The sequence below is a fragment of the Alistipes shahii WAL 8301 genome (genome assembly GCF_025145845.1).
Taxonomy (GTDB): domain Bacteria; phylum Bacteroidota; class Bacteroidia; order Bacteroidales; family Rikenellaceae; genus Alistipes; species Alistipes shahii.
Genome location: NZ_CP102253.1, coordinates 1,335,963 through 1,360,317, shown reverse-complemented (window position 1 = coordinate 1,360,317; position 24,355 = coordinate 1,335,963). Strand labels below are relative to the sequence as shown.

Sequence of the window (24,355 nt, the reverse complement as noted above, 5' to 3'; positions counted from 1 at the left end):
TTAAAAGATGTAGGAAAACGATACCTCTAACTTTGTCGGCGCGAGCGTCCAGCGGCGGTAATGGTAGATATACTCGTCGTCCCAGTCCCCGACCGTGGGGTCGCGGCGCGTGTCCTTCGTGCGGTAAAGCCCTACGCCGGCTTCGACGGCGACGTTCCAGCGTTTCGAGAGCATCCACGCATACCCGTAGCTGACACCCAGACCGCAGGCATGACCTTTATAGCGTTTCGTTCGGCTTCCGAGGTCGTAACCGACATAGGTAAGGTGCTGTCCGAGAAAGTGTCCCACGAAGGATTCGTAGAACCAGTAGCGGCCGCCGAGCTGCATGGCATGGAAGTTCATCGAGAGGGATGCGGTTTGCACCGGGTTCCAGTAGCCGGACAGCTCCAGCGACCAGTTGTCCGTCAAGGCCGCTTCGGCCCCGGCGTTCAGCGTCGCGCCGCATGCGGCAAGGGCGTTGGCCCTTACGGCGAAGATCTGCGCCGCAGCCCGGCGGGGCACGCCCCACAAGGCCGCCAACAGCAAGACCGCCGTAATGAATATTCGTTTCGTTTTCATTTGTTCTGTCTGTTTGAAGATTATTGTACGGCGTATTCGACCATTCCGTTCTCGGATGCCGTGCGGGAGAAAGTCGCTTCGTAATCGGTCACGGAGTAGTCCGTGTAGCCAGTTCCGAGATCGAGCGTCGCCGAGGCGCGTCCCCTCATCCGATCCGCCTCGATCTTTACGTTCATCGTACAGGTCAGCGTCTTGGTCGCCCCGCCCCGCAGCACTACCGTCACTGTGGGGTTTAGGGTAATCGTCAGATCGTTCATAACCGGATAGGTCCCTTCCGCAACGACCTCGATACCGCCCGATATTTTACTGAAGGAGCACGTAAAGCAGGAAACGGTTTTGATTCCCGTGACAAAGGAGTCGAAGAAGGCGCTGTTGCCCTTTTCATCCGTCACGGTGATGCGGTAGGGATTCTCCCCGACGGCCTCGGGACGAATACGCAGCGGGTAGGTGCCGTTCCCCGCCACCGTATAGCCCGTGACGGGCCCGATGTCATCCGTCAGGTTCCGGAACAGGGTCGGCGTACCTTCGACCTGCACGGTATAAGTCCCGTCGTAGTCGTCCTGCTCGATGGTGAAGTCCACGCGGGCGCGGTCGAGCGCCGCCAGTTCGAACTTGTCCTGCGTGAAGGATACCCGCAGCGGCTCGCGGACATAGCTCGTCTGCAGCACCCGCTCGGCATGCAACCCTTTTTCGTCGGTCAGGACGAGGCGCAGCCGCACGTCGCCTTCCCGCTGCTGCGTGTAAGTGATATCAGCGGTTCTCTCCCCGTCGCCGGAGAGAAATGGATAAGGCACTCCGAAGAGGATCGGCTCGCCGTCCAGGGTAACATCGCCGTCGCCCTCTTCCCGCTCGCAGGTCAGGAAGCAGGTGCTCCGGTCGTTGTTCGTGCTGACGACCCGGAGCTGCGCCGTGGCGATCCCTCCGGGCGCATGACGTTCGGCGAAAGGCGTCACGGATACCTCGGTGGTCGAAACCCGCCAGTCCACGGTATTGCGTCCCAAAATCCGCGCCTCGATGCGGTAGACCCGGTTGCGGGCGATGTTGAAGTCCGAGGTGTTGTTCTCCCCCAGGTAGATGCGGTAGACGACGTGCAGGCCGTCCGCCTCGCCCTCGATCAGGATATAAGCGGCATATTCCGGGGCGTTGGCCTCGTTCTTCTGCTCCTGTCCCGGAATCGAAACGTTCTCGCCCTGCAGGTTCTCCGGAAGGTAGTAAACGGCGGAATAGCCGTCGTCGTCCGCCGGGAAGGCTTCCGTCGCGGCGCACTCCCCGTCTGCGGTGATGCGGCCCTCGCCGAAGAGCGCCGCGAAGCGCGGGACGTTGCACAGACGTACGGAACGCACGGAAAGCGAACGGCTGAAATCGGCAGCCACCGTGTAGCTGAAATCGACCTTCGCCACGGCCCGCACGAGTTCAATAGCGATCTGCGTCGTGCCGCGCACGGTAAACGTCCGCATGGCGGACATGGGAAGCGTTCCGGAGTCTGATCCGTCAGGGTTCCATGCGCTGCGCAGCGCCCGCACCTCGGCTTCGGGCAGCGGCCCGGTGTCCGTGCCGAGGTTGGCGACGGCATAGAGGGTGTATCGGCCGTCGGGAAGCTCCAGCGCGACGGTGCGCTGCGAGGCGGCGTACACGTGCCGTGCCGGAGCATCGTTTGCCGGGAACAGATAAAGGTTGATATCCTCGACGCGGCTCTCGTCCGCAACAGCCCGCGTGCCGGGCAGAGCGTCGCAGGAGAACGTGAAGGTCACATGCCGGGGGCCGTGTACGGCCGGAGTGCATACGGGCATCTCGTCCGAGCAGGAGCCGGCGAAAAGCAGCGTTCCCAAAAGGATATGAATGAGGGTTTTCATGGTTTTATCTGAAATAAGCGTAAATAACGGCGGGATCGTCGTCCGGGGAGAAACGGTACTGTTCCTCGTAGCTCAGAACCCCGGTATGGTCGGCATTCCGGCACCAGCCTTCGAACAACCGGTCCGCATCGGGTGTGGCGACGAGCGTACAGCCTTCGTCAGGACAATATATGAGCGAGTACCACGAAGCGAGCGTCATGTCTTCGACCACACGCAGCGCATCGGGCGAGGCGACGGTGCCTTTCCCGTTGCTGCCGTCGAACCATTTGGTGTAGACCCGAAGCAGGTGGGCGTAACAGTACGGGAAACTGAACGAGGCGACCTCCCCGTAACGGTCGAGGATCTGAACCCGGAACATAAAGCGGCACTCCTCGCGCGTGAAGGACGGCGGCCAGTAACGGATATCGTAGTCGTTCTCCGGGCCCCGGATCTCCATCGTCCTTGCAACGGCGCCCCATTGGCCCTCGAACCCGAAATACCGCACATCTCCGGTCTTCAGCTCCACGAAGGCTTCGACCCCGGTCTCTTCGTAGGCCCCGCCGAGCCGCAGCGTCAGGCGCATCGGCTGCCGCTCCAGCAGGAAACCGTTCGACAGCGCAGCCTCCGGCGTGCACAGCACCTCTACGGTATAGGCCCGGATACGGGTGTCGACCTCGGCGTCGCCACGGATCATAATATCGAGCCTATAGTGCGTATTGGCCCGTATGTCGAAGTTCGAGGTGTTGTTGCCGCCCGGATAGATATAGTAGTCCAGCACCTTGGAGCCCCGCAGAGCGCGGATGCGCAGGAACGTCGCATCCGCCGGGGCGTTCGCGGGGCCCTTGTCCCGCTGGTCGGCGATCGAGGGAACCTCGCCCTGCAGGTTCGGAAGCATGTAGAACGTCCCCGTCAGGGTCTGCGACGACGAGCCGACGATTTCTCCCGCCGTATATTCCGCAGCCCGCAGCCCGGGGTCGAAGACCGGCATCCGGGCCGGGAGGTTCACGGGTTGGACGCTGTGCAGGCGGATGTCGCCGGCATCCGGTGCGACAGAGATGTTATAGGTGACTTTCGCCACGACGCGCTGCACCTCGACGGTCGGAAGCGTCACCGTTTCATCCGACGAGGGAATCGACACCTCGCCTTCATAAGCCATCGGCAGCGTATCGTAGTCGTCGGCGTGCGTAACGGCGAGATTCTCCCATGCCGGGCTATCGCCCGTGTCGCGGCCCATATTGGCCGCAATGCGCAGCAGGTAGTCGCCCGGCAGACACTCGAAGCGCAGCGTCGGGGAACTCTGGTAACGGTGCAGGACGACATTACGGTCGGCGTCGAGAAGGTAGAGGTTCAGGTCGCGGATCGCCTCTTCGTCCGCAGCGTGGGTCACGGCCGTCATCGGGTCGGGACATACGGACATGCGGACTGAAACGCCGCGGGGTTGCGGGCATGCCGATCTGTCCTCGGCGATGCAGCTCCACAGAAACGGGAGCACTGCGAATATCCACAGGTATCTTTTCATGGCAGTGGGAATTTTACGAGGTTTCAACTACTCCCGGACGCAACGCACGGGATTGGCGGCATAGCGGTAAAAATCCGTCGTATTGACGAACGGCGGGTAGTTGCTCGTGTCGAATACGATCGAGGTGCAGGCCACGTCGTGGAACACGCCGGTCGAGCCTCCCCAATGCAGATAATACGGGGCATTGGTGTAGAGCCTTCCGAGCGACCCGTTGCGGTCGTAACGCCCCTCATAGAATGTTCCGCCCAAAGGTATCTTCGCCGTTTGCGTGCCGTTGCAGCGGATCGTAACGTAATAAGGTGCCGATACGCTTATCCGCTCTATTCCCGCGAAATCCTCGGCACCGGGCACTTTCCAGCCCAGAGGGCACGGATCGTAAATGGATTTATGGCTGGTGCGGCTGATATTGTTTTTCCCGGTCGTGACGTTGCCCCAGAGGTTCGGGTGGTGGTCGCAGAGCCAGTCCAGCGAAGAAGCCCACTCTTCCCAGTCCTCGAAGGATACGCCGTCCATATAGGTCGTAGGATGCGCTGTGGCCCATTCGAGGGTCATCACGTCGTAGGGCGACTCGGTTCCGGAAGTCCGCGGATCGCTCTCGGCATATTCGAATCCCGCGGCATAGACGGTCGGAGCCTGTATATAAGCGTCCGTCGCCGTGGCCGGATACGGGAACGGGTCTTTGCGACCCCACTGGTAGTAAAGGCCGCGCGAGGCGGGCAGTGTATAATCCGTTTCCAGCGCTCCGAGGTTACGATCCATAAAGACAGCTCCCGAAGCATAGGTCTGTGCCGTGGCCGCCGGATCGTAGTCCACGGCCCAGATATGCCACGACCAGAGGCATTCCCCACGGCTGTCGAAAAGCCCGACCACGGCGTTGCCGTGCGTCGTACCGGTTGTAAAGGTGATTCGTCCGTCCTGATATCGCACATCCTTAACGATCGCCTCGCTCAGCGTTCCCGTCTCCCACAGTATGCGGGCAGAGACGCCCGACAGACGCTTGGGAGTGACGTTGAGCGTCGTGCGGCCGTTACCCATCGTCGCGGCGTCGAACGAATAGGAGGTATTCAATTCCGGCGCGATATAGCAGTTGGCCGTACCCTCGTCGTCGAGCGGCCGGGTGTTGGCCGTGAATTTCGGAAAGATCGACGCATCGTTCGATGCGGGGGTGTAGAGATAGGTCGTCGATGACGACAGCCGCTGCGTATAGCCGTCCGTGGTGTACCATCCCTCGAAGCGGTAGCCCGCGGCAGGAAGCGCCACCAGCGTACAACCCATCTCGTGACACATGACGACGTGATTGCGCGTTCCGGAGATTTCAGCGTCATAGAGCGCTTGGGAGACGTTCACCCAACCTTTGCCGTTGTCGGCAGTCTCGACGACGACCTGAAGGCGGTTTGCAAAGCGGCGGCGGAAGTCGAACGACTGCGCAAGGCCCGCATCGTCTTCGACCGTTACGGTATAGACTACTTGGGAGTTCGCCGTAGTATAGACCGGAAGGTCGTAGTAAAGGAAATATTCATTCAGCCCCGGTTGGTTCGCAAGCTCCAGATCGCGGCCCGTGCCGATGGAAGCATCGTCCACGAGCAGGCGATCCCTGTCGCCCTGCGAGGCCGTGATGTGTCCCCGCAGCGTCAGGGGCGCCGGATCGCCCTCCACCTCGACGAACAGTTCGCCCATCACGTCGTATGTGCAGTAGCCGCCGATCGCATTTTCCGCGTAAGAGTCATAGACGTTGAGCGTATAGCTGCTGACACGGGTGTCGACCTCGCTGTCGCCAAGGATCGAAATCGCGAGCCGGTAATGTACGTTGGCCCGGACATTGAAATCCGTGGTGTTGTTATCGCCCAGGTAAATGTAATAGGCCAATACCTTAGCTCCCCGTACAGCCCGGATCAGAAGATACGACGCATTCGCGGGGGCATTGTCCGGATTCTTATCGCGCTGGTCGGTAATGGACGGAACCGTGCCCTGCATATTCGGAAGCAGATAGCAGTTCCCCGAAATATGCTGTCCCGAAATCCCGCTTTCCGGGCAGTCCGTGTAGTCGTCGGGGGCGTCCGACGGCCGGGCCGCCACGTCGAAGACCGACACCGCACGCGGCACGGAACAAAGCTGCACGGAGCGAAGCTCGATGTCTGCGGGTTTGACGGCGATATCGTAGGATACCTTCGTCACGACACGCTGCACCTCCACGACCGGAAGTGTCAGAATACCGCCGGACGAGGACGTGATCGTAACGTCGCCCTCATAGGACATCGGCAGCGTATCGTACTCGTCGGCGTGCGTAACGGTGAAGTCTTCCGATGCGGGATTCTCACCAAGGTCACGGCCCATATTGGCGGCGATACGCATCCGGTAGTTGCCGGGCAAGGACGTGAAGCGCAGCGTCGAAGAGCTCTGGTAGCGGTGCAGGACGATCTCGCCGTCATCGTCATAGAGATAGAGGTTCAGGTCGCGGATCGCCTCTTCGTCCGTAGTGCGGGTTACGGCCGTCATCGGGTCGGGACATACTGTCAGCCGAACCGAAACGCCGCGGGGATGAGGGCATGCCGACCTGTCTTCGGCGATGCAGCCCATAAGGGTCGCGGCAAGACTTATCGACAGGATATATAATAATCTTTTCATAGCTTTGAAAGAAAAAGGGCTCCGCCCGAAACACAGGACGGAACCCGGTACGACATGCGGACTATGCTCCCAGTTCGACGGACTGCGTGACGGGTGTCTCCCAGTCGGCGACGGTCACCGTCACGGCGCAATCCTGACCTACGAGACCTGTGATATTGGCCGCGATACGGTAGTAGCCGTTGCGCAGGATCTCGCCCGCGGCCTTGCCCGTCAGCTCCACCGAGTAGGTCACCTCCGAGCGGTCGTCCGTGGTCGAGCCGTTGCCGTCCAGATCGTATGTAGCGTTGATTTCCAGCAGCACACGGTTTCCTGCCGTTAAAGAGCCGTTCTCGAAGCAGTAGAACAGGGCGTTGTATTTACCCGATGCCGCGGCGAGGGTTTGGGTATGCGTGTAGCTCATGGCCCCGGGCGTCGGCGTGCCGGCTACGACCGAAGACTGAGAGGCTGCCTTGGAGAGTTTTACGGAGTTGATCGTGAGCTCTCCGGCGTACTTGTCGGCGAACGACGGGTCTATGGTCGTCTGGAGGGCCACTTTGGCTACGGTACGTTTGAGCGTGATGCCTACCGACGTCGTGGAATTCACGGCGCCGATGGTTTTCGATGTCGAGCCCGACATCACGAAGCCGCCCGAACGTTTGGCCGCGGAGGACACTTCGGCGAAGGTGCCGTTATAGTCGGCAGCCGACTTTTCCACGAGGGCCGTAAGGGCTGCGCGGGTCTTGGCCGACGAGGCGTCGTAGTTCGCTACGGCGTAGAATGAGCACTCGGTGCCGGCCGCAGATTTGGGAAGCGCGAAGGTCGCCGATTTGGAAGCGAGCTCCGACGAAGTGAAGTCACGGCGGATGATAAGTGCTCCGCTATTGTCGAAGGCGAAGACCGAGAGCGACGAGAGCGAGGATTCCCACGCCTCGGCCTTGGCCGAAGTGTCGAAGAATGCGCGGGTGTCGGCCTCGTCCGCTCCGGTGAGCGTGATGGCGATCCGTGCAGTGTCGGATGTTTCAGGCATCGCGGGGTCGAGCGTGTCGTCGGTTTTGTCGCACGAGGCGAACAGGGCGGCGGCTATGGCGGCCGCAGCAAAAAGAATCTTTTTCATCGTGTAATAAGAAATTAAGTGAATGAACTATTTACGCTTGTTGCGTTTTGGATATCGGGGTTGTTCGGAGTATGGGACAGGCGGCTTTTCCTTGCGCGCCGGGCTGCGGTAGCCGGGAACGCCGTTCTCGTCGATCCATGTGCGGATGCCAGTGCGGAGTTCTTCCTTGAGCTGCCGGAATTCCGGACGTTCCGAAAAGTCGTCTTTCAGATCGTAGGCCCGAAAGATTGGAGCGCAGATACGCACCAGTCGCAGGGCGATCTCCTGTCGTTGGTTTTCCGGAATGATCGGGAAGTCCGTGGCGAGGATCAGGTGGACGGTGTCGTATTTCGAAAAGAGCAGACCCCGGAACAGGACTTTGTCGGCGGCACGGACGGCCGAAGCGGCAGGCACTCCCAGTTCAACGCTTTGTGCGTAGCTTTCGAAGGCCAGACGGCTGCGCCGTTCGATCATCACATGGTGGAACTGACGCGGAGGATGGCGTATTTCGAGGAAATGCCGCAGGCGCTCCCGGAACCATTTTTCATCGGGGGTTTCCATCGCAGGAGCGGATTAGCGTTTGCGACCGCGGCCCTGACCCTGATCCGGAGCCTGCTCCTGCGCTTTCTCGGCCTTCTGCTCCTGCTTTTCCTGTTGCTCCTGACGGCGCTGCTGCGAGAAATCGTAGACCACGCCGTTCGAGCGGGGGTCGATACGCAGGATACAATTCAGCGCCTTGCCGTTCTTGCCCAGAATGGGATGTTCCTTCTCTTTCGAACAATCCAGACCTTCGGGGCTCAGCAGGGCCGTGCGCTGACGGTCGTCGAGCTGTTTGTCGAGTTGCGGAGAGATATAGGGGCGGCTGAACTGGTAGTCGGTCATCTTGTATTCGTTCGAGAGGACATCGAAGCCCACTTTGCCTGAATAGGTGATGTCGCTGCCGCGCATGGAGCAGCCTTCGACGAAGACGCGGCCGCCCAGAGCCAGTTCGTTCTGCTGCGTATCATCCAGACGCACGCCGTTGAAATAACGCAGATCGGGAACTTCGTTTTTCGGAATGGTGACAAGGCGGTTCGTCGCGGGATTCAGCGTGGCGAAGCACCACTCCTTCTCTCCCGTGTGCGGATTGGGAAGTTCGTACAGCCGGTCGGGGGTCTTTCCGGCCAACAGCTGCTCCTTCTCACTCGTGGAGAACATCATCCGGTACTCTTCGCGCTCGAACTCCGGACGCGGAAGGGCACTCGTCAGACCGACCTGCACATCACCGTTCATGTCCTTATAGGGATGCAGGGCGAACTGACCTGCGACGGGAATATTGCCGATCTTGAGGGTCACGTCATGCAGGTCCGTCGTCGGAAGGCCGTGCTTCATCGCCTCCAGTTCTTTGGGAGTAACGATGATACCCATCTCTTTCAGCTCCTGCAACTTCAGATCCGGAGTGTCGAACTTGACCTTTTCGAGTTGGTACGAGGTGACGCGATGATCGTAAAGGGCTTTGAGGCCCTCAGGGTCTTTGGGATTGTCGGCAAGGCGCAGCAGCGATTGTGTGACTTCGCTGGCCTTGTCGGCGGCGACTTTCAGAAAATGAAACGGCTTGGCGTTCTCCTGCGACATGAAGCCCTTGATGAAGGCCGCGACTGCGGAGCTGTTGCGAAGTTCGTAGAACGCCGGTTTGTTGGCCGTGAGCGGTTGCGTCGTCGTAACCTTGTATTGGTTACCGCTTTGTTTGAGGTCGGAGACGGCCTCCACGGCGCCGTTCTGCTCGTTGTAGAGCAGGAGCGTTTCCTTGTACTTCGGATCGGCCTGTTCGGGGGCCTGAATCGGTTTTTGATTCTGATTTTCTTCGGGCATAACACAAAATGTTTTAAGTGAAACAAAAGGTTCATGCCGCGAATATAGAAGCATGTTTTCCGAAACGATGCCCATGTCCGCTCCAGTCCGCTCCAGTCCGCACCGAGGCAAAAATTACGTTTGTCCCGTCCTGAAAAAGGTTTACAGAAAAGAGTAAATCTTATGCAGCAAACAACGAATTCAGACTTATCACGTCATTATTTACCGCGTCAGTTGCGTCATCTGATTTTACAGGAGTATTTGAGCGGAGTCAAGACGGCTCGCCAACTCTCCGAAGAACATGGTATTCCCATGTCTACGATTCATAAGATGGGTCAGCGCTGGAAAGCGAAAAATAGTTGTAGCTTTGTGAGTACCCCTAATCCTTATCCGATCATGTCCCGCGTTACGAGTGAAGAAGCCAGTGAATTATTATCCGAGAACAAAGCCCTTCGGCGGCGCTTGGAAGAGGCTTTATTACGTCTGGAAGGCTATGAGATCATGGGAGATATCCTCCAAGAAGAATACGGTATCGACCTGCTAAAAAAATCCGCAGCCGGACAGTCCAGCGTCTCAAAGAAAGACACACAGCAATGAGCCTGTCGTTTCTGTGCGGGTTGTTCGGCTATACCCGTCAGGCCTATTATAAACATTTACGGCGTAATAGGGAAGGATCCTTGTCCGACACCCTTCTTTTGGAGCGGGTGGGTTACTACCGGAAACTGATGCCCAGGCTCGGCGGTCGTAAACTGTGGCATTTGCTGCAACAAGACGGATTTCCGGTCAGCCGGGATCGGTTATTTACGCTGCTTTCGGAAAACAATCTTCTGGTCAAACGTCGGAAGAAATACAGCGTTACGACCTGCTCGCGGCACTGGATGCGTAAATATCCGAATCTGATCCGGGGTTTCGACCTCGAGCGGCCGCATCGTTTATGGGTCGGAGATATTACGTACATTTCTTTGAAAGAAGGATTTGCATATCTGGCTTTGATAACGGATGCCTATTCCAAACGGATCGTAGGCTATGATCTGAATACGACATTGGAACGGGACGGAGCGCTCCGTGCACTGAGGATGGCCATAGACCAGACTCCGCAGCAAAAACGGCAAGGGTTAATCCATCATTCGGACAGAGGATGCCAATATTGTTCGAAAGAATATGTGAAATTGCTGACCGATAATGGGATTCGCATCAGCATGACTGAAAAGGGCGATCCGTATGAGAATGCCGTTGCCGAACGGGTGAACGGTATTCTGAAGAGCGAATGGATCGACGAGGAATGTTTTGAAAGTTTTCAGGCAGCAAAAGAACGCATCGACCAGATCGTTATCCTTTACAATTCACTCAGACCTCATGCCAGCTGCGATTGGCTTACGCCCTTGGAAGCGGAACTTAGAACCGGGAAACTCAAACATCATTGGGGCCGAAAGACGGTTGTTCGGAAGGCATATGTAAACTTATATCAGGACAATATTTTTTGAACCAAAATGTTTATCTTTAATTATCAATCACTGTAAACCTTTTTCAGGACGGGACAGTTTTTTCTTGGGTAAAAGTTTCGCGAGATCCGGATCGGCTTCGATACGTGCGATCTCCCGGCGGACAAGCTCCGCAACGTCGGCTTTGACACGGTAATAATTCTCTTTGACGATCTCCTCCATGTGATCCTTGCCGTCCTCACCGACAAAAGAGGATATTTCGGGAATGGGGACATAGGCTGCTGTTTCCGCCTTGACCTTATCGTTGTCGATGACGATCTCGGCATGGAAGATCTTCTGCTCGATACGCTCGTCGAAGTTGTCGGCGACCGAGCCGACGAACATGCCCTGCGTGAGGTTGGAGATTTTCGAGGCAGGGATCAGTGTTTCCAACTGCGTATTGGTCGAGGTGGTGACGTTCTCGTTCGATACCGAGTGCGACTCGCGCAGTTGCACGATCTTGCCGAAACGCTCCGACAAGGTGCGGGCCGTGTCGCCCACGACCTGTCCCGAGAAGATATTGCCCACAGTATTAGTGATGACCTTGGCCTCTTTCTCCCCGTAGTCGCGCTCCAACTGCGAAAAGTCCTGAAATCCCAGACAGACGGAGACCTTGTTCGAGCGGGCCGTGGCTATGAGGTTATCCAGCCCCCGGATATAAATCGTCGGTAGTTCGTCGATGATAAGCGACGATTTCAATTTCCCCTTTTTATTGATAAGCCGGATAAGGCGCGAATTATAGAGTCCCAGCGCCGCGCCGTAGATGCTCTGCCGGTCGGGGTTGTTGCCCATGCAGAGGATTTTCGGCTCCTCAGGGTTATTGATGTCGAGTGTAAAGTCATTGCCCGTAAGCACCCAATAGAGCTGCGGAGAGATCATACGCGAGAGCGGGATTTTCACCGATGCCACCTGTCCCTGCAACTGATCCTGCGCATTGCTTTTCCACGCATCCATAAAGGGTGAGAGGTAGTTTTCCAGTTCGGGATAAGATGAAAGAATCGGGAAAATCTTTTCGAGAGGTTGGCACAGAAACTCGATGGCGTGCGGGAAGGTACAATAATGTCCGTTGTCATAGATTTTCAGGTACCAGATGATCGCCGCCAGCAGAATGACGGCCGAATCGGTGAAGAAGTCACCCTGCTTGTCCACCCACGTCTTATTGAGGTTCAAAAGCGTGACGTAGGCGCTTTCGTAGGCATCCGAGATATCGTCCATGAAGCGGGCGTCGATGGGATTGCAGCGGTTCGAGCGGCGGGGATCGTCGAAGTTGATGATGCAGAATCTCGGTTTGACGGTGTATTTGTCCAGATGCCGGAGCAAGTGGTTATAGGCGATGCGCGTCAAATCGTCGAACTTATAATCATAGATGAGCATCGAGAATCCCTTCTCGATATGCTGTTTGATATAGTTATTTAAGACCGCGTAGCTCTTACCCGAACCGGGAGTTCCGAGGATTAGCGTCGCACGGAACGGGTTGATGACATTGATCCATCCCTCGCGCCATGCTCCTTTATAGCGGTAACGGGTGGAAAGATTCACTGAATATTCGTTGTTGAGATAACGTTCTTCCTGAAGGAAATTTTCATTGCGGTCATTGAACGGGTCGTCGGCAAGGGGCTGTTTCAGAAGACGCCGCAGCCACACGCCGGCGGCCAGCAGGCTGAGGTAGCCCGCACCAAGGGTCAGCGTGTAGCTCCAGCCCTGGAAGCCGATCCCAGCGGGCAGCGACAGCAGAAAGCCGTTCAGAAAGAACAGCGGGAAGCCGAGGCAGGCGGCAGCGACGATATGCCGCCTGTCGACCCTGCCGTTGCGGACGCTCTTCGTGCCGTAGCAGCCAAGCGCGAGGAACAGAAAGGCGCAGAGTTTCGTAATGACGGGAGAGGAGAAAAGAAGAGTTGTCCGCTGGATATCGAGCAGGAGACGGTCGGCATAACCGTAGGTCAGGCCGCATGACGAGAGCCATTCGTAGCAATACCAATACACGTGCAGCACCAAAAAAAACACGCCCAGCCCGCGGGCGAACTGCACGATATTTTCAAGGGCTTTCAAATCATCTTCCTGTTGCATGGCAGAGAATATTAAAAGTCCCGAAGATACATCTCCGGCAGAAAAACAGGTACCCATGTCCGCTCCAGTCCGTCACTGTCCGCACCGCATAAAGAACGCTCCGAGAGATGAATCCCCGGAGCGTGATGCTGAATAAAAACAGACTGCCTATCGCTGGCTGTAGGCAATCAGATTGTTGCGCAGGATGTCGAGAAAATGCGTCAGACGCAACTTTCGGTTGATGAGCGTATGGCGGCACTGCTCCGGGTTGTTGATACGGACGTTGAAAGTTCCGGAAAGCACATCGACAAGTGTCGCCAGATCGATCCGTGTGCCGTCGATGCGGCGTATGGCTCCGGAGAGTTGCAGGGCCGTAGCAAGCTCCATGATATCCGTAGGTGTGAATTGCTCGGAGAGGAACAGCGGCGACTTGGGGACTTCGACCGACACCGGGGCGGCGATGGACGGATAACGAACCCGGGTAAAGACTAAACGGATCTCGAAATTCGTCAATAGAAGCGCCGATTTGAGCAACAACACTTGCGGAGATTCCTTTTCGACAATTCGCTCCTGCAACCGCATCAGGCAGGATTGGAGGCGGGCAAGTTCGTGCAGCAGGTCGAGGGACGATTTACAGGATTGAACAGTAAGACCGTGCAGCAGGTCGATGTAATCTTCATAGGCAGCGTCGAGAGTCTTCTGCTCAGGGGACAGTAATCGTCGGTTGAGAGATGTTTCGAGCAGGACGATAAATTGGCTTTTGTCCAAGTTTTCCATAATTCGACTTACACAGAATTGGTTGGTTTGCTTTGCAAAAATAGGAATTTTCAGGATACCCAATTACATGTCCGGATATCCGCCCGGATATAAAAAATCGAAAAAAATCATTCATCTTCCTTATTCAAGGAATAAAGCAGTGCATCGGTAAATTTTGTGCGATCTTTCTTGCGTTCCAGAACACGGCGTTTGACATCAGTCGGATCGCCGAGTTTAACATGCAATGTATTCTCGAAGACCCGAACAACCAAATTGAATGGAGCTGTCGAACCATCTGCCAGCACGAAAGGAGGTGGAGTCATCCGATCGAGTCCGCAAAGGATTTCCGAAACGCTGATCGCAGGATAGTGTTTGGACCAATGGAGCGGTGAAGTAAATGCAGGTTCAGATATGAAAGATCGCGGGTGTTCAATACGATGATATAACAACTCTTTTTCCAAGCAGATAAATTCGAGAGTCATGTCGACAACCCGGTGTATATATGGCGGAAGCGAAACGGACGGTTCATGAATTCGAGAAAGCAGAAATCGAAACTGGATTTGCGTATAATTTAACGTATGTAATGCCGACAGACAATCTGTGTCATCGCAAAGTGCTGTAATGAGGCGGGCAAATTTCAAAAAGTAAGTTTGCAGCCTTTTTTCAGAAACAACTTTTCGATTCAATGATTTTAAGATGGCTCTGAACAAAGATGTATGCAACAATTTGTCCATCTATATTTGTCGTTTATTACAATGAATTAAATTGCATATATTGTATCTGTAGGATAATTTTCTTATCTTTGCCAAACGGCGAATAGCTGTCGAATCCTGTCATCGACACCTGAAAATGCTACAAAGACAAGATGGACGGGATGATAGGGGAAATCGTGCAAAAAACAGCACGGGCTTCTCCTATCTGTTCATCGGGTTGTAGCATTCCTCAGGTGTCAATAGGTTAAGTCCGTGCTTTTATTTTATGCTATTTCATTTATGGTTTAACCGAGAAGTTTGATTTTGCCACAATAAATTTATAATTTATGCGTTTCATAAAGAAAATACCGGTTACGATTCATTAAAAGTGAATTTTTCAATACAAAAAGACTTACAGATGCTCACATTCTGAATCGGTCAACATTTACATCCGGATATTTTCTTATTGCCGTTCGAATATTCTTCGAACGGCTTTTTTATCCGAAAGTTAAAAACACCCGCACACCTCAAAAGATGTGCGGGTCAAAATCGGGGCGCTTACAGATGCTCAACCGATTCTAAACAGGTCAACAAAATACATCTCAGAGGAGTTATTCGGCCGTAGCCTCGTCGTAGGTGATGGTATAACCGCTGCTGACGAACGTCCAGTCCTGCGGGCGGTTACCATTCTCGCAAGTAACGGTTTCCTCCCAAGCTCCATCGGCAATGGAATTGAACAGCGACAGCGGATCGGAATCGGTTCTCGTACGCAGGTTGAAGTGCATGATTCCACCGTAACCGGCCTCGGTCAAATCATAGGCTCTATCCCCATAATAAGATACATTGCTACCGATGGAACCCAGATTGATCGACAACGGTGCATAGCGCTCCTTGGTTACGCCGGAAGTGCTGATATACGTGTTGTAACCGAAGTTGGAATAGACATGGTCGAGCTTGGCTCCGGCTGTCGCGTTGATCTGATTGTAGCCGATATTGTACTGGAAGAGGGTAATCAACTTGCCGGCGGGCAGCTTGGCGCGCAGTTTGGTGATCAGGTTGCCATACGAACCGGAAACGGAGGTCACCGTGCCGCCGTACTCGTTGTCGAATCCGATACCGTCGAGTCCGTACTTATTTACGGCATAGGCGAGAATCGTTGCAAGCTGATCGGCCTGCGTGTCATTGAGACTCGTGAAGTCGATATTCTGCCAGTTAGGCAGGATGGTGAGCACGACTTTGATGCCCTTAGCCTGCAGACCGGCTACATAGGTGGCAGCACCGCCGTTTTCGAGCAGGTTGGTCATCTTGTCGTTCAGATAGAGGGTCGGACGCACTACTCCGTTGACCGTCTCCTTGTTGAGATTGGCGGCGAAGAACTCCACGATATCGGCATAGGCCGAACCGTCGGAGAGCAGGTAGTCGCCGGCATTAAGCGGGTTCACGTCGTTGGTCTCGACATAAATGGTGACCTTCGGAGTTTTGTCCCCGTAAGCACGTGTTTTGACGACAGGTTCCTGGGCCTTGTCCATCGTCGGTTCTTCTGCCTGCTGGCAGGAGATCATCATCGCTGCACTGGCTGCCAGTGTTGCGAATAATTTGAAGTTTTGTTTCATTTTGATTTGAATTTTAATTGTTTTTGCTCCGGTTAAAGAGCTGTGAGAGGATAAAATGGAAGAACATAGGTGTATTTTGTCGACCGTTTTTATCAATTCCAATCTTTCAGCCATTTGCCGTAATTCTGAATACCCTCGGATAATGTCCAGAGTCTGTTCATATCCAACAGATAGGTGTATCCTTTTTTGCTTCCGAGCAAATAGCTGTTTTCTGGATCCATAAAAGTGCAACACGCTGCAAACGTATTGTCCCAAAAAGCTTCGTAACTGTCCTGGAGATTGCTGTGCAAATCGTCGAAGACGATGATGTTGTTAGGCTTATAATTAGGAGTCCAATCTAAAAGGAATCTAGGCTCCCGCATCATGGCCTCTTCTTCCGTTTGGGCAGCAGGATAGATGGGAAAGTTGATGCAGCCGTACCGATCCTTGGGCAGATTGGCAATCGGCTTTTGCGTATAGGTGGATACATACTCCAGTTCGGGATGCCACGGGTCGAGCAGCTGCGGGGCCTCGCTGTTGCTGTTGTAACCCGACCATGCGTAGTCAATGTAATCGCCGACGGCGATTCCGCCCGTCGCTTCCGTATCCCAGAAAGTAGCGGTCGGCTCCTCGTAAACCGTGACCGTCAGTAATTTTTCCGTGCCAAGTGCCTCGCGCAATGCCTTGATGAGCTTCGGATAGGAGGTCGTGTTCACGGCCGGCATACCCTCCTTGCCGTAGCCGGAATTTCGATCCCAGAGGTTTACACCGTCGAGTTCGTATTGTTCGATAACGGTCTTGACCTGCGCTGCGAAGTCTTCGATTTGAGCATCGGTGAGGTTGCAGAACCCGAGCCCCTTGCCTCCGCCTTCGATACTGATACATACCTTGCGTCCGTGTTCCTGCAACGGACGGATATATTTCGTCGATTGGCTGAGCACATAAGTCATGTCGGTTCCGAGATCAAGCAGGGCGCGGCCGGCTGCAGCATCGTAGCCGACCTGGACAGTGCGCAGGTTGACGATGTTGCCTACGGTACCGTACCACGCCACGGTCGTGCCGCGTGCCACTTTCTTCCGCATGATGTAGTCCTGCGCCAACAGCGGCTGAAAATCGTTCGTATTGACATAGAACACGAAGAACAGGTCGTGGCCGTCGTGCAGGGTGTATTCGTCGGTGTAGGGTTGGCGAACCGAAACGTTGTAGTAAAGCGTCTTGTCCGCGTCCGGTGCGTCCTGTGCAGCGACCGTAAGCGGTAGTACATATTCCCCGGCGGCAAGTCCGCTTGCCGAGAACTTGATACGTTTCAATTCCGAACGCTGCGTTGCGGCCGAGAGGTCGAGCGTCTTGCCGTCGGGGAACTCGTAATTCGCCTCCGGCAGCAGCGTTCGTTCGATTTCATCTCCGGCATCGTAGTCATTGAGCAAAGATGCATCGCACCATGCGTCGAGCGAATATCCCGCTGCCGCCGGCTGTGTCTGCCTCAAGTAGAAGTTCTTCGTCATAACCCCTCCTTCGGTCAGCAGCACATCGACCCTATTTTCCACGGAATTGCTGCTGCACAACATCACATGAACCTCTTCGATGGAACCTTTGTCGGGCAACTTCCCGCTTTCCTGCATCACGGGATCGGCCTCGCAGGCCGTAAGGCCCGCGAGTGCCGCCGTGCAGAGAAGCGTTACCACCCCTGTTTGCAAATCAAAAATCGTCTTCATAGTTACTCGTTGTTTTCGTTAAGTTTCGGAATCTCGATGCCCTGCGGCCAGATGATGTCGTATTTGGCGACGCCGTCGTTGCCGTACATCGAATAGTCCTTTACGGTATTGCCAGACCCCTCGTTGAATTTCCAGTATCCGAGTAGCGTCGAATCGTTCTCCGGGTTTTCGATTTCATACATATTTTCCCAAATCTGTTCCAGCGTGCGGGCCACAGACCATACACGCGCCTCGGCGATCTTGCCGTTCAGAGGCCGATAGTCGTCGTAGGAGCGGCCGATGAAGAACTGATAGGCCTCGCTCAGGCCATCGTACCCCAGTTCTTCGTACTGGGCCTTGTCGCCCTCGGGAGCGGTGTTCCACAGGTCGTAGAGCGCCCGCATGGCCAAGTTGATGCAGTTCTTATCGTTCTGCGTCGTGATGCCCACGCCCGTGACTTCGCTCTGAATCTGCCCGTCGACGTAGATGCGGGCCGTGCGGGTATTCTGGTCGTAGGTGCAGGCCACATGGTACCAGCGCCCCGTTTCGAGATGCTTCATCGCGTCGCGTCCGGGAATCTTGCCGAAGCCCGAGCCACTGCCCGAACCGTCGAACTGCAACTGTTCGCGCTCGAAATTCGTGTCGCCGATACGCAGCAGCAGGTACTGCTCGACGCCCATGACGGACGAGATGTTGACGGGATTGCCTTCAGTATTGGTTTTCACGAATTCGTCGATGTAAATCAGGGCCTCGTAGGTCACAGCCCGCAGGCCGTTCCAATCCTTGCTGCTTTCGGAATACTTATCGAGGGTCGGGAACTCGATCCAGTTGTCCGTAAGTTGTGCCGCGACGGTGATGGCCGAGGAGCGTTTGACGACGTAGTAAGCCACGTCGGAGCCGTGCAACACATCGATCGATGCGCTACCGATGCGTACTGGAACCAGATAGGTTTCGTCGATTGGCAAAGCTCCGGTCTGCTCATCTCCTTCTCCGGTGAGTTCACGGAGGCGCAGCGTGACAGCATCGGAGGTCGTCTTCCCTGCCGGAATGGTCACAGTTTCGGACAGCAAAGAATAATATTTTGAATCGAGCATCGTCCACTCCGTACCGTAACGGGCATTGTACGTCCCGACGAGCGACGGGTCGACCGTGAGCGTCACCGCCACATCCTGTCCTGCCGGATATGTCAGTACCGCCTGCAACGCGCAATCGTAGGTAGCCCGGGTGTTGCTGAAGGTCGTGAGCTGTGCGTCGCTCGTCGAAGCGACGTCGAGGTATACGACATTGTCGAACTTGTGATTGTCATCGCCGTAGTTCTCGCAGGCCGTGAAAGCCACAAGCGAAACGAGAACCGCCATTAGTATCTTTTTCATGTTCATGACTGTCTTTATTTAGAGGGGTTCAACGTTTGTATCGCCTGCCGGATGGTTTGGTAGTTCATCTCGGAATGGTAGTAATCTTCGGCAATATTGTAAGCCGCAAGCCCCGCATAAGGCCCGAGTTCGACGACGCGGCGCGACATTTCGTCGACGGCGGCGTGCTCGGTGCGGTCTTCATCGAACAGCGCCGCATTGATTTCGGCGGTCAGCAGCAGCCGATTGGCCTCGATGCCGGCATAGTTAACAGCGTGCAGGGCATGGAGTCTCACATCCAAAACATTTTCGAGTTTCTCCGTATCGAGGATGACGTAATCCATCTTTGCACGGTCGGTGGCAGCGAGCGACAGGGGATTACCCTCGAAAACGAGGAGCTGACCGTCAGTTCTGGCCGTGGCAAGCCTATCAATAATGCGAGCCGTGGCATCCGCAGCCAACGGGTCGGTCGTGAACGAGTAGCCGTCCATGCCATTGGCAGCGACGGCAACGACGACCTTATCCAAGTAGGCGTCGAGCGCCGCCGCATCGGCGAATTCCTCCGCACGAGCGGCATAGTCGATCTGATAGAGCACCTTCGTGCCTTTCTCGTGCATGACGGACATGTCCTCGGCGTCGAATTTCGAGAAGTTGTCGGCGTTGGTCAGCGTCACGATGTCCAGCGAATCCGGAAGGCAGCGCATGAAGTCCTGCTCTCCGGTCGCTTTCTCGGGAGAATTGTGCATGCGGGCATAGACGATGAAATGCTCCGACTGCTTGTAGGCCCTCAATGTCGCGGTGTACTCGGCCCATAGGGCAGGATCTTGCTCCCAAGGCTTTTTGACCGTACTGTCGAGTGCCTCCGTTTCCGTCCAGTCGCTGCACGAGACGAGCGACAGCATCGAAAACAGCGCCAGCAGCGTGAATATAAAGTTCTGTTTCATAGCTGTTAGTTGTTATAAGATTTGCAATCCCACCATACACGGGTTCCCATGACGTCGCCCGTGCGGTTGCCGTTCTGCTGCTCGCCATCGAGCGTCTGGATGGCCAACTGAAGGTTGGCGTTGTTCTGCTGGTACTCCTCGACGGGGTAAGGCAGGCGTCGTGCACCCTGCGCTACGTCCACCGTGCCGCCCGACTTGTCGGTGGGCACGGGCAGCAGTTTCGGATAGCCCGTGCGGCGGTGCTCCGACCACGCCTCGACGCCCAGCGGGAAGATGGCGATCCATTTCTGCACGATGATGCGTTCAAGGTTGCGTTCGAAGTTCTCGGCTCCGTCGACCCACGGAATCCCGATGTCGCTCTGGGCCATCGCGCTGTAGTTGCCGACAGGATCGGTGTAGGGCGCGGGCTTGACGTCAGTCTGGGCCAGATAGGCGTCGGCGCCGCTGGCACCGCGCTCCTCGAACGAAAGCCTTACGGCTGCTTCGTAGAGTGACCGTGCCGTTTCTTCCGAGCCCCAGCGCAATTCATATTCCGCACGCAGGAACGTTGCCTCGGCGGCATTGAACCATAGGTAGGGCGTATCGCTCGCAACGATCATATTCGAATACTTCGACACGGCCTGCGACTTGCTCGTCACATCGATGCCGATACGGATACCCACATAGTCGCCGACATCGTTCGCAAGGAACATCTTCTCCATACGCGGGTCTTTGTAGCCGTTCATGTAGCAGAGGATGTCGGCTCCGACACGGTGGTCGCCCCAGTCGTTGTAGATGAGCGTCGTGCGGTTCTCCGCGGCGTGCATCGCCGCATTGTCGGCATTAGCCTCGATAACACCCCCGGCAATAGCCTCGGCGGCCTTCGCACGGGCGACGTCGGACTTCACATACGACAAACGCATGGCCATGCGCAACTTGAGCGAATTGGCATATTTGAGCCACTGCGCGATATTGCCGTAGTAGACGCCGTCGTAGCGGCTCCACGCTTCGGCCGGGAGCGTCGTGTTGCGGCCCAGTATCTCGATAGCCTCGTCCAGCTCCTCGAACATCTTCGTATAGACCGCCTCCTGCGAATCGTACTCCACATAGACAGACTCGTTGCTCTCCAGCTTCGAATAGGGAATCGGACCGTAGATTGTATCTGTAGGATAATTTTCTTATCTTTGCCAAACGGCGAATAGCTGTCGAATCCTGTCATCGACACCTGAAAATGCTACAAAGACAAGATGGACGGGATGATAGGGGAAATCGTGCAAAAAACAGCACGGGCTTCTCCTATCTGTTCATCGGGTTGTAGCATTCCTCAGGTGTCAATAGGTTAAGTCCGTGCTTTTATTTTATGCTATTTCATTTATGGTTTAACCGAGAAGTTTGATTTTGCCACAATAAATTTATAATTTATGCGTTTCATAAAGAAAATACCGGTTACGATTCATTAAAAGTGAATTTTTCAATACAAAAAGACTTACAGATGCTCACATTCTGAATCGGTCAACATTTACATCCGGATATTTTCTTATTGCCGTTCGAATATTCTTCGAACGGCTTTTTTATCCGAAAGTTAAAAACACCCGCACACCTCAAAAGATGTGCGGGTCAAAATCGGGGCGCTTACAGATGCTCAACCGATTCTAAACAGGTCAACAAAATACATCTCAGAGGAGTTATTCGGCCGTAGCCTCGTCGTAGGTGATGGTATAACCGCTGCTGACGAACGTCCAGTCCTGCGGGCGGTTACCATTCTCGCAAGTAACGGTTTCCTCCCAAGCTCCATCGGCAATGGAATTGAACAGCGACAGCGGATCGGAATCGGTTCTCGTACGCAGGTTGAAGTGCATGATTCCACCGTAACCGGCCTCGGTCAAATCATAGGCTCTATCCCCATAATAAGATACATTGCTACCGATGGAACCCAGATTGATCGACAACGGTGCATAGCGCTCCTTGGTTACGCCGGAAGTGCTGATATACGTGTTGTAACCGAAGTTGGAATAGACATGGTCGAGCTTGGCTCCGGCTGTCGCGTTGATCTGATTGTAGCCGATATTGTACTGGAAGAGGGTAATCAACTTGCCGGCGGGCAGCTTGGCGCGCAGTTTGGTGATCAGGTTGCCATACGAACCGGAAACGGAGGTCACCGTGCCGCCGTACTCGTTGTCGAATCCGATACCGTCGAGTCCGTACTTATTTACGGCATAGGCGAGAATCGTTGCAAGCTGATCGGCCTGCGTGTCATTGAGACTCGTGAAGTCGATATTCTGCCAGTTAGGCAGGATGGTGAGCACGACTTTGATGCCCTTAGCCTGCAGACCGGCTACATAGGTGGCAGCACCGCCGTTTTCGAGCAGGTTGGTCATCTTGTCGTTCAGATAGAGGGTCGGACGCACTACTCCGTTGACCGTCTCCTTGTTGAGATTGGCGGCGAAGAACTCCACGATATCGGCATAGGCCGAACCGTCGGAGAGCAGGTAGTCGCCGGCATTAAGCGGGTTCACGTCGTTGGTCTCGACATAAATGGTGACCTTCGGAGTTTTGTCCCCGTAAGCACGTGTTTTGACGACAGGTTCCTGGGCCTTGTCCATCGTCGGTTCTTCTGCCTGCTGGCAGGAGATCATCATCGCTGCACTGGCTGCCAGTGTTGCGAATAATTTGAAGTTTTGTTTCATTTTGATTTGAATTTTAATTGTTTTTGCTCCGGTTAAAGAGCTGTGAGAGGATAAAATGGAAGAACATAGGTGTATTTTGTCGACCGTTTTTATCAATTCCAATCTTTCAGCCATTTGCCGTAATTCTGAATACCCTCGGATAATGTCCAGAGTCTGTTCATATCCAACAGATAGGTGTATCCTTTTTTGCTTCCGAGCAAATAGCTGTTTTCTGGATCCATAAAAGTGCAACACGCTGCAAACGTATTGTCCCAAAAAGCTTCGTAACTGTCCTGGAGATTGCTGTGCAAATCGTCGAAGACGATGATGTTGTTAGGCTTATAATTAGGAGTCCAATCTAAAAGGAATCTAGGCTCCCGCATCATGGCCTCTTCTTCCGTTTGGGCAGCAGGATAGATGGGAAAGTTGATGCAGCCGTACCGATCCTTGGGCAGATTGGCAATCGGCTTTTGCGTATAGGTGGATACATACTCCAGTTCGGGATGCCACGGGTCGAGCAGCTGCGGGGCCTCGCTGTTGCTGTTGTAACCCGACCATGCGTAGTCAATGTAATCGCCGACGGCGATTCCGCCCGTCGCTTCCGTATCCCAGAAAGTAGCGGTCGGCTCCTCGTAAACCGTGACCGTCAGTAATTTTTCCGTGCCAAGTGCCTCGCGCAATGCCTTGATGAGCTTCGGATAGGAGGTCGTGTTCACGGCCGGCATACCCTCCTTGCCGTAGCCGGAATTTCGATCCCAGAGGTTTACACCGTCGAGTTCGTATTGTTCGATAACGGTCTTGACCTGCGCTGCGAAGTCTTCGATTTGAGCATCGGTGAGGTTGCAGAACCCGAGCCCCTTGCCTCCGCCTTCGATACTGATACATACCTTGCGTCCGTGTTCCTGCAACGGACGGATATATTTCGTCGATTGGCTGAGCACATAAGTCATGTCGGTTCCGAGATCAAGCAGGGCGCGGCCGGCTGCAGCATCGTAGCCGACCTGGACAGTGCGCAGGTTGACGATGTTGCCTACGGTACCGTACCACGCCACGGTCGTGCCGCGTGCCACTTTCTTCCGCATGATGTAGTCCTGCGCCAACAGCGGCTGAAAATCGTTCGTATTGACATAGAACACGAAGAACAGGTCGTGGCCGTCGTGCAGGGTGTATTCGTCGGTGTAGGGTTGGCGAACCGAAACGTTGTAGTAAAGCGTCTTGTCCGCGTCCGGTGCGTCCTGTGCAGCGACCGTAAGCGGTAGTACATATTCCCCGGCGGCAAGTCCGCTTGCCGAGAACTTGATACGTTTCAATTCCGAACGCTGCGTTGCGGCCGAGAGGTCGAGCGTCTTGCCGTCGGGGAACTCGTAATTCGCCTCCGGCAGCAGCGTTCGTTCGATTTCATCTCCGGCATCGTAGTCATTGAGCAAAGATGCATCGCACCATGCGTCGAGCGAATATCCCGCTGCCGCCGGCTGTGTCTGCCTCAAGTAGAAGTTCTTCGTCATAACCCCTCCTTCGGTCAGCAGCACATCGACCCTATTTTCCACGGAATTGCTGCTGCACAACATCACATGAACCTCTTCGATGGAACCTTTGTCGGGCAACTTCCCGCTTTCCTGCATCACGGGATCGGCCTCGCAGGCCGTAAGGCCCGCGAGTGCCGCCGTGCAGAGAAGCGTTACCACCCCTGTTTGCAAATCAAAAATCGTCTTCATAG

The 24,355-nt window shown here is 55.1% G+C and carries 19 protein-coding genes; 2 read left to right on the top strand and 17 right to left on the bottom strand.

The window, feature by feature from the left end; genetic code table 11:
- From NQ492_RS05835 to NQ492_RS05805, 7 genes are all read right to left on the bottom strand, one after another.
- Positions 1-558, bottom strand: coding sequence for a DUF3575 domain-containing protein (locus NQ492_RS05835; RefSeq protein ID WP_259873927.1), 558 nt, complete (start codon positions 556-558; stop codon positions 1-3).
- Between the two features lie 20 nt (positions 559-578).
- Positions 579-2,411 carry a DUF4906 domain-containing protein gene (locus NQ492_RS05830; RefSeq protein WP_015547169.1) on the bottom strand — a complete coding sequence of 611 codons (1,833 nt, stop codon included), beginning with the start codon at positions 2,409-2,411 and terminating at the stop codon, positions 579-581.
- Positions 2,412-2,415: 4 nt separating this feature from the next.
- Positions 2,416-3,909: a DUF4906 domain-containing protein gene (locus NQ492_RS05825; RefSeq protein WP_044054374.1), complete on the bottom strand. Its 1,494-nt coding sequence runs from the start codon at positions 3,907-3,909 to the stop codon at positions 2,416-2,418.
- 27 nt (positions 3,910-3,936) lie between these two features.
- Positions 3,937-6,534, bottom strand: coding sequence for a DUF4906 domain-containing protein (locus NQ492_RS05820; RefSeq protein ID WP_044054375.1), 2,598 nt, complete (start codon positions 6,532-6,534; stop codon positions 3,937-3,939).
- Between the two features lie 61 nt (positions 6,535-6,595).
- The gene (locus NQ492_RS05815) at positions 6,596-7,627 is read right to left on the bottom strand and encodes a FimB/Mfa2 family fimbrial subunit (RefSeq protein ID WP_015547172.1); all 1,032 of its coding nucleotides are present in this window, start codon (positions 7,625-7,627) and stop codon (positions 6,596-6,598) included.
- Positions 7,628-7,654: 27 nt separating this feature from the next.
- Positions 7,655-8,167 (bottom strand): DUF1896 family protein, encoded by a 513-nt coding sequence (locus NQ492_RS05810; protein ID WP_015547173.1) that lies wholly within the window; start codon positions 8,165-8,167, stop codon positions 7,655-7,657.
- 12 nt (positions 8,168-8,179) lie between these two features.
- Complete coding sequence (locus NQ492_RS05805; RefSeq protein ID WP_015547174.1) at positions 8,180-9,457, bottom strand: DUF3945 domain-containing protein; 1,278 nt, start codon at positions 9,455-9,457, stop codon at positions 8,180-8,182.
- Positions 9,458-9,619: 162 nt separating this feature from the next.
- Here NQ492_RS05805 and NQ492_RS05800 point away from each other — a divergent pair, with 162 nt between their 5' ends.
- A complete protein-coding gene (locus NQ492_RS05800) occupies positions 9,620-10,033 on the top strand; it encodes a hypothetical protein (protein ID WP_014775546.1) in 414 nt (137 codons plus the stop codon).
- Positions 10,030-10,920: an IS3 family transposase gene (locus NQ492_RS05795; RefSeq protein ID WP_014774758.1), complete on the top strand. Its 891-nt coding sequence runs from the start codon at positions 10,030-10,032 to the stop codon at positions 10,918-10,920. Before NQ492_RS05800 ends, NQ492_RS05795 begins: the two co-directional genes overlap by 4 nt.
- A 27-nt stretch (positions 10,921-10,947) precedes the next feature.
- On the opposite strand, the gene mobC is transcribed toward NQ492_RS05795, so the two are convergent.
- From mobC to NQ492_RS05745, 10 genes are all read right to left on the bottom strand, one after another.
- On the bottom strand, positions 10,948-12,984 hold the full coding sequence (mobC, locus tag NQ492_RS05790) for a conjugal transfer protein MobC (protein WP_130066022.1): 2,037 nt from the start codon (positions 12,982-12,984) through the stop codon (positions 10,948-10,950).
- Between the two features lie 147 nt (positions 12,985-13,131).
- A complete protein-coding gene (locus tag NQ492_RS05785) occupies positions 13,132-13,740 on the bottom strand; it encodes an RteC domain-containing protein (protein WP_015547175.1) in 609 nt (202 codons plus the stop codon).
- Positions 13,741-13,847: 107 nt separating this feature from the next.
- The gene (locus tag NQ492_RS05780; RefSeq protein WP_009597318.1) at positions 13,848-14,453 is read right to left on the bottom strand and encodes a hypothetical protein; all 606 of its coding nucleotides are present in this window, start codon (positions 14,451-14,453) and stop codon (positions 13,848-13,850) included.
- A 569-nt stretch (positions 14,454-15,022) separates the two neighbouring features.
- Positions 15,023-16,024, bottom strand: coding sequence for a glycoside hydrolase family 18 protein (locus NQ492_RS05775; protein WP_009597312.1), 1,002 nt, complete (start codon positions 16,022-16,024; stop codon positions 15,023-15,025).
- Between the two features lie 92 nt (positions 16,025-16,116).
- Entirely contained in the window at positions 16,117-17,718 is a 1,602-nt protein-coding gene (locus tag NQ492_RS05770; protein WP_009597309.1) for a BT_3987 domain-containing protein, read from the bottom strand.
- A 2-nt stretch (positions 17,719-17,720) separates the two neighbouring features.
- A complete protein-coding gene (locus NQ492_RS05765; RefSeq protein ID WP_009597311.1) occupies positions 17,721-19,076 on the bottom strand; it encodes a DUF1735 and LamG domain-containing protein in 1,356 nt (451 codons plus the stop codon).
- Between the two features lie 8 nt (positions 19,077-19,084).
- Entirely contained in the window at positions 19,085-19,993 is a 909-nt protein-coding gene (locus NQ492_RS05760) for a glycoside hydrolase family 18 (protein WP_009597308.1), read from the bottom strand.
- A gap of 5 nt (positions 19,994-19,998) precedes the next feature.
- Entirely contained in the window at positions 19,999-21,117 is a 1,119-nt protein-coding gene (locus NQ492_RS05755; RefSeq protein ID WP_259874125.1) for a SusD/RagB family nutrient-binding outer membrane lipoprotein, read from the bottom strand.
- 540 nt (positions 21,118-21,657) lie between these two features.
- Positions 21,658-22,659, bottom strand: coding sequence for a glycoside hydrolase family 18 protein (locus tag NQ492_RS05750; protein ID WP_009597312.1), 1,002 nt, complete (start codon positions 22,657-22,659; stop codon positions 21,658-21,660).
- A 92-nt stretch (positions 22,660-22,751) separates the two neighbouring features.
- Positions 22,752-24,353 carry a BT_3987 domain-containing protein gene (locus NQ492_RS05745; protein WP_009597309.1) on the bottom strand — a complete coding sequence of 534 codons (1,602 nt, stop codon included), beginning with the start codon at positions 24,351-24,353 and terminating at the stop codon, positions 22,752-22,754.
- Between the last annotated feature and the right edge of the window lie 2 nt (positions 24,354-24,355).